Source organism: Micromonospora sp. I033 (assembly GCF_053890995.1).
This window is the reverse complement of sequence record NZ_JBSSLX010000268.1, coordinates 1-6874: the sequence shown is the minus strand read 5'-3', so window position 1 is coordinate 6874 and position 6874 is coordinate 1. Positions and strand designations below refer to the sequence as shown.

Below are 6874 nucleotides of genomic sequence, written 5' to 3'. Positions count from 1 at the left end.
AGATGTGTATAGGAGACGGGGCCCGGCCCGCGCCGCCCGCCTGCCCCGGCCCCCGGCCGGAGCAGACCGTCGGCCCGACGACGACCACCGAGAGCCCTCGGCCGGGCCGCCCCGCCGGTCCGACCGCGCCCCACGAGGCCGCGCGACCGGCGGACGACGACGGCCGCGCGTCCACCCCGGCCGGCCCGGTTCCACCGGACCAGAACGACCCGGTGCCCACACCGGTCACCGCCGACGGACACGGTGGGCGTACCGAGGTCGAGCGGCCGGCGGCCGTGCGGCCCGCCGAGCCGGTGGACGGCGGCGCGGACGCCTGGTTCCGGCCGAACGAGCCGGTGTCCCCGGCCGCCCCGACGGAGGCGTCGACCCCGGCACCCGAGGACGACGAGCGGGTGTCACCGCCGCCCGCCGGATCCGTCGATCCCGCGACCGGGCGGCCGGTCAGCGCGCCGCCGACCAGCCCGCCCGCCGACGAGAACTCCGTCGACCCGGGCCGGCCGGACGTGCCCACCGTGGCCGGTTCGCCGGGCGAGCGCATGCCCCAGCCGTCCGCTCAGGCAACTCCGGCCCAGGGCCGGCGCGAGCAGTCGCCGCTGTCGTCCGACCCGGCGGACGACCGGGGCGATCGCCTGCCGCAGCCGTCCGCCCCGGCGGCACCAGCCGACGACCGGGACGAGCAGATGCTCCAGCCGTCCGCCCCGGCGGTGTCGGGCGACGGCCCGGGAGCGGACGCGGCCGCCACCCGCCCGGCGCGGGAACCGGCCGACGCGGCGGGCGACACCCAGGTCGCGCCCCGGCTGGAGGCGGCCGCATCCGAGACGGACCGTGCCGCCGCCGCCCTCGACCCCCGCGCCGGGTCGGACCCGCGAGCCGACCGGTCACCGTTGTCGCCCGCGTCCGCCCCGATCCAGCCGGACACCGCGACACCCGACGCCCGGCCCGTCTCCGGCCCGCCCGGGCCGGCGACCGGCACGCCGGGGACGAGCACCGTCGCCCCGCCGGTCCCGGCCGGGCAGCCCGCCGATCCCGTTCCACCGGCAACGACCGCCACAGGCTCCCCGGCCCCGGCGCCGCACGCGCCGACCGAAGCCGAGGTGCCGGCCCAGGCACCCACCCAGGCCGCCCCGAGCCCCGAGGTCGCCCAGGTCGCCGCGCCGCCGGCCCCGGCCGACGCGCCCGCACCGACGGACCCGCCGCGGAACGCCGACGGGCCGGCGTCCACCTCGCACGAGACCACCGGGACCCCGGACGCCGCGCCGACCGACGCCCTGCGGGAGCCGACCCCCGGCCCCGACCAGCCACGTCCCGTCTCCGGTCCGCCGGCCGCCCCGGAACCGGCCGCCGCGAATGAGGAGTCCGCCGCCGCCACCCCGCCCGGGGAGGCTGACGCCGCGCCGGCGGCCGGACAGGCCGACCAGGAAACGGCCGAGCCGGACGCCGGCACCGAGCGGGAAACCCGCCCCGCGGACCCGGAGCAGGCCCTCGCCGCCATCCGCTGGCGGCTGCACCCGGAGACCCTCCGCGAGGAGGCCCCCGACATTCCGGCGCTGCGCGAGATCCGGGACGGCCTGACCGCCAAGCTCGGCAGCGCGCTGGACAACCGCAGCCGGGCGCGGCTGCTCAGCCTGCGCTCGGTGGCGTCCCGCGTCCTCGGCGACCTGGACGACGCCCTGGCCGACGCGCGGCTCGCCCTCACGTACGCGGAGGCCACCGGCGAGTTGCGGCGGACCGCGCTGGCCCGCGCCCGGCTGGCCGAGGTGCTGCGCTGGCGGGGTGAGCACCCGGAGGCCGACCGGCTCTTCGCCGCGGCCAACTCGCCGGAGCTGCCCGACCGGCTGCGCGCGGTGCTGCACGAGCACGCCGGCCGCTCCTGCTACGACCAGGGCCGGCTGACCGAGGCGTGCCTGCACTTCGAGCGGGCGCTGGACCTGCGCCAGGGTGAGGACGGGGAGCTGAACGCGCGGACCACGCTGGCGCTGGACGCGGTCGCCGAGCGGGCCGCGGGCGCCGGGTTCGGGCCGAAGCCGCGCAGCCGGGAGGCGCTGCTGGGCGGCGAGCGGCACCCGGTGCCGACCTTCGACGAGGAGCAGGAACTCTGGGGGTACGCGGACGCCGAGGGCGAGCTGGTGATCGCGCATCGGTACGCGGAGGTGCAGCCGTTCCGCGAGGGCCTGGCGTGGGTACGCCGCCCGGAGGCGTCCCGCTGGGCGCTTATCGACACGACCGGCGCGGCGCTGATCGAGGCGAACAACGGCTACCGGGCGGTGGGCTCGTTCTCGGAGGGGCTGTCCTGGGTCTCGATGGACGGCAAGGGCCGGTGGATGGCGGTCGACCCGACGAACATCGTGAAGATCCCGCCGGGCTACGAGGACGTCCGGCCGTTCCGGGGTGGCCTGGCGGCGGTCCGGCAGAACGGCGGCTGGGGCGCCGTGGACCGGACCGGCCAGGTGGTGGTGCCGACCCGGTACCACGGTCTCACCACGGCACTGGCCGACGGCCGGCACGTGGACGGCTTCACCGAGGACGGCCTGGCCGTGGTGGAGCTGGCCGGTCGCCGGGGCGTCGTGGACCGGACCGGGCGGGTGCTGGTCACGCCGGCGTACCCGACGCTGGTGGTGCACCCGGTGGCGTTCCTGGTCGGCGACGAGTCGGGCCGGTGGGGCGCGCTGGACCGGCGGGGCGAGCCGCTGATCGACCCGGTGCATCCGAGCCGGGCCGCGGTGGTCGCGGAGATCGACCGGCTGCTCGCCGACACCAGCCCGGTGCTCTGACGCCGGGCCGCCCGGGGAGCGTCACACCCCGTCGCGCCGCACGTCGCCCATGATCGGGCGGGGCTAGGGTCGAGGCATGGAATTCCGACACCTAGGCCGATCGGGCCTGATGGTCAGCGAGATCTCGTACGGCAACTGGATCACCCACGGGTCGCAGGTCGAGGAGGAGGCCGCCACCGCCTGCGTGCGGGCCGCCCTGGACACCGGCATCACCACCTTCGACACCGCCGACGTCTACGCCGGCACGAGGGCCGAGGAGGTGCTCGGTCGCGCGCTGAAGGGCGAGCGGCGCGAGGGGCTGGAGATCTTCACCAAGGTGTACTGGCCGACCGGGCCGGGCCGCAACGACCGCGGCCTGTCCCGCAAGCACATCATGGAGTCGATCAACGGCTCGCTGCGCCGCCTGCAGACCGACCACGTGGACCTCTACCAGGCCCACCGCTACGACTACAGCACCCCGCTGGAGGAGACGATGGAGGCGTTCGCCGACATCGTGCACTCCGGCAAGGCGCACTACATCGGCGTCTCGGAGTGGAAGGCGTCGCAGATCCGGGAGGCCCACGCTCTCGCCCGCGAGCTGCGCATCCCGCTGGTCTCCAGCCAGCCGCAGTACTCGATGCTGTGGCGGGTCATCGAGGCCGAGGTCATCCCCACCAGCGAGGAGCTGGGCATCGGCCAGATCGTGTGGTCGCCGATGGCCCAGGGTGTGCTCTCCGGCAAGTACCTGCCGGGCCAGCCGCCGCCGGCCGGTTCCCGCGCCACCGACGAGAAGTCCGGCGCGGGTTTCATCGCGTCCTGGTTGAGCGACGAGGTGCTCACCCGGGTGCAGCGGCTCAAGCCGCTGGCCGAGCAGGCCGGGCTGACCATGCCGCAGCTCGCCATCGCCTGGGTGCTGCAGAACCCGAACGTCGCCTCCGCGATCGTCGGCGCCTCCCGGCCGGAGCAGGTGCACGACAACGTGAAGGCGGCGGGCGTGAAGCTCGACGCCGACCTGCTCAAGGCGATCGACGAGATCGTCGAGCCGGTCACCGAGCGGGACCCGGCGAAGACCGAGAGCCCGGCGCAGCGTCCGTGACGCTCTCCCCGGGCCGGCGCGGCCTCCGCGTCGGCCCGGGACCCCTCGGGGGTACGCGCGGCCCGGAGCGCCCCGCCGCTGCGCGGCGGCTACCGGCTCCGGAGGGTCAGCCCTCCCAGAACCGGATCAGGCGCCACCCGAAACCGTAGAGCTGCGACGGCAGGCCGAGCAGGTCCCCGACGGAGAAGACCGCGCCGAAGAACCAGCCGTTGATCTGCGGGCTCCACAGCAGCGCGAACAGCAGGATGAAGCCGTACGGGGCGAACAGGTCGTACATCCGCCGGTACTGCGGGCTCAGCCACGGCTCGATCATGTTGCCGCCGTCCAGGCCCGGCACCGGCAGCAGGTTGAGCACGCTGGCGGTGAGCTGGAGGAACGCGAGCAGCCCCACGCCGGCCCAGAACTCCAGCGGGCCGCCCACCTCCAGGCCGATCCGCACGGCCACCACCAGCAGCAGGGTGAACAGCACGTTGGTGGCCGGTCCGGCCAGGCTGACCAGGGTGTGCCGCAGCCGGCCGGGGATGGCGTGCCGGTCGACCCAGACCGCGCCGCCGGGCAGGCCGATGCCGCCGAGCAGCACCACCACCACCGGCAGCACGATGGACAGCAGCGGGTGGGTGTACTTCAGCGGGTTCAGCGTCAGGTAGCCGCGGTGCGCGATGTCCCGGTCCCCGGCCCGGTACGCGACCACGGCGTGGGCGTACTCGTGCAGGCACAGCGAGATCAGCCAGCCGGAGACCACGAAGAGGAACACGTCGAACCGGACGTTGCCGAACCGGTTCCAGGTCATCACCCCGCTGGCCACGAAGAGCGCGACCAGGGCGAGGAAGATCGCGCTGGGCCGGAACGCCGCCCGGGGCACCCCGAGCACCAGCGGGTCGCGCGGGCGGTCGTAGCCGGTCATTCGGCCGGGGGCAGCAGGCTCATCCGGTATTCCACCCGGTCGTCCTCGACGAGCGCGACCGAGGTGACGCCGGACGCCGCGAGCTCCCGCCAGGCCTGGCCGATCCACGACTCGGCGTCCGCCTGGCTGGCGAACGACTCACCCGGCCCGTCGACCGAAGTGCCGTTCGTGCCCTCGTACCGCCAGCTCCACGCCATGCCGCGTCTCCCCTCGCCGCCGTCGCCCTGGGACGGAAACCCCCGCAAGCCTAGTCGGCCGGACGCGGGACGGCCCGGCCGCCACATGGATCATGCTGACACCCCGGGCCGGTACGGTGGCGCGGTGCTGACTCAAGGAGTGGTGCTCAGCGATCGCTATCGGCTGGGCGAACGCATCGCGACGGGCGGCATGGGGGCCGTCTGGAAGTGCACCGACACCCTGCTGGGCCGCGAGGTCGCGGTGAAGGTGCTGCTGCCGTCGCTGGTCGCCGACCCCGAGTTCACCACCCGTTTCCACGCCGAGGCCCGGATGCTGGCCGCGCTGCGCCACCCCGGCATCGTCCAGGTGCACGACTTCGGCTCGGCGACCCTCGCCGACGGCAGCCAGGTCAGCTACCTGGTGATGGAGTACGTCGACGGCGAGCCGCTGGTCACCTGGATCCGGCGGGCCGGCCGGCTCGACCCGGCCTCCACCATGTCGGTGGTGGCGCAGGCCGCGCACGCGCTGCACGCCGCCCACCTCGCCGGGATCGTGCACCGCGACGTGAAGCCCGGGAACCTGCTGGTGAAGCGGGACGGCACGGTGGTGCTTGTCGACTTCGGCATCGCCCGGGCCAGCACCATGGCCGGCATCACCGCCGCGCACATGGTGCTCGGCACCGCCTCGTACATGTCGCCGGAGCAGGCCGCCGGCCAGCCGGTGTCACCGGTCACCGACGTCTACGCGCTCGGCGCGGTCGGCTACTACTGCCTGGCCGGCCGTCCGCCCTTCGAGGGCGACAACCCGCTCCAGGTCGCCATGCGGCACGTCCACGACGAGCCGCCGCCGCTGGTGGGCACGCCACCGGCGGTCGTCGAGGTGGTCAGCCGGGCGCTGGCGAAGCGGCCGGCCGACCGGTTCACGAGCGCGCTCGCCCTGGCCGAGGCCGCCCAGGACGCCCGGGACGCCACCCTCGCCGCCCTCCCGGTCGCCCCGCGCCCGCCGTGGGCGGTCGCCGGGCCCGCCGTGCCGGGCCCGGCCGTCCTACCGGCGCCCACGCCGGTCCCGGACCCGCCCGGCGGTACGCCACCCACCGGCCAGCCACCCGCGGTGTTCCCGGCCGCGCCGCTGTCCCCCGCCGGCCCCGACCCGGCCGCCGGCACCACGACGCCGCGTCCCGGCCCCGTTCCCGGGCACTCCTCCGCCGCTCCCGGACACATCCCGACTTCCGGGCCGGTGCCCGCGCCGGGGCCGGCCTGGTCGGTCGGCGTCGCGCGGCCGGGGCCGGAACCGGGCCACGGGTCGGTGCGGGACCGGCACGCCGGTTCGGGCGTACCGCCGACGCTGGAGGAGCCGGCGGAGCGCCGGGGCCGCGGCCGGGCGCTGGCGCTGGCCGGTGCGGCCGGCGTGGTGCTGGTCGCCGTGCTGACCGCGGTCGTCGTGGCGGTGCTGCGCTCCCCCGACGACACCGACCCGGGCCAGCGCCCGGCCGCCCTGACCGGGGAGTCCGCGGCCGCCGACCCCCGGCAGCAGCCGGACGCGACGGCCGGCGCCAGTGCCGGCGCCGGGCCGACGCCGAGCCGCACCGGGCGGCCGAGCCGGTCGCCGTCGGCCACGCCGAGCCGCCCGGCGGCGGACGGCGGCACCCCGTCGACCGGCGCCCCGGCACCGACCACCGGCGCTCCCGCGCCGACCGGCAGCACGCCGGCCCCGCAGAAGCCCAACCCGTACACGGCGGGACAGGTGTGCGGCAGCGGCTACCAGGTGATCGACTCGGCGACGCTGACCGCCGGCGGGGTGCGCCAGGGGCGGGTCTACCTGCTCTACAGCACCGCGAGCGGCGCCAACTGCGTGGTCACCCTCAAGGACACCGAGGTGGGGCGGGCCACCACGGTGACCGCGTACCTGGAGGTGCAGGGCAAGGCGCGGCAGACCGAGAGCGGCGGC

Annotated in this window: 5 protein-coding genes; 3 read left to right on the top strand and 2 right to left on the bottom strand. The window is 76.4% G+C overall.

The features are described from left to right. The first annotated feature begins 2 nt into the window (after window positions 1-2). Complete coding sequence (locus ACW0Q9_RS27840) at window positions 3-2771, top strand: WG repeat-containing protein (RefSeq protein ID WP_456186282.1); 2769 nt, start codon at window positions 3-5, stop codon at window positions 2769-2771. Between the two features lie 76 nt (window positions 2772-2847). Next, a complete protein-coding gene (locus tag ACW0Q9_RS27835) occupies window positions 2848-3846 on the top strand; it encodes an aldo/keto reductase family protein (protein ID WP_456186280.1) in 999 nt (332 codons plus the stop codon). Window positions 3847-3952: 106 nt separating this feature from the next. Here ACW0Q9_RS27835 and ACW0Q9_RS27830 read toward each other — a convergent pair whose 3' ends face one another. Further along, window positions 3953-4750, bottom strand: coding sequence for a site-2 protease family protein (locus tag ACW0Q9_RS27830; RefSeq protein WP_456186278.1), 798 nt, complete (start codon window positions 4748-4750; stop codon window positions 3953-3955). Then, window positions 4747-4947, bottom strand: coding sequence for a hypothetical protein (locus ACW0Q9_RS27825; RefSeq protein WP_456186276.1), 201 nt, complete (start codon window positions 4945-4947; stop codon window positions 4747-4749). The genes ACW0Q9_RS27830 and ACW0Q9_RS27825 overlap by 4 nt, the downstream gene beginning before the upstream one ends. A gap of 124 nt (window positions 4948-5071) precedes the next feature. On the opposite strand from ACW0Q9_RS27825, the gene ACW0Q9_RS27820 reads away from it, so the two are divergent. After that, a partial coding sequence (locus tag ACW0Q9_RS27820) for a protein kinase domain-containing protein (protein WP_456186274.1) occupies window positions 5072-6874 on the top strand: 1803 nt, incomplete at its 3' end.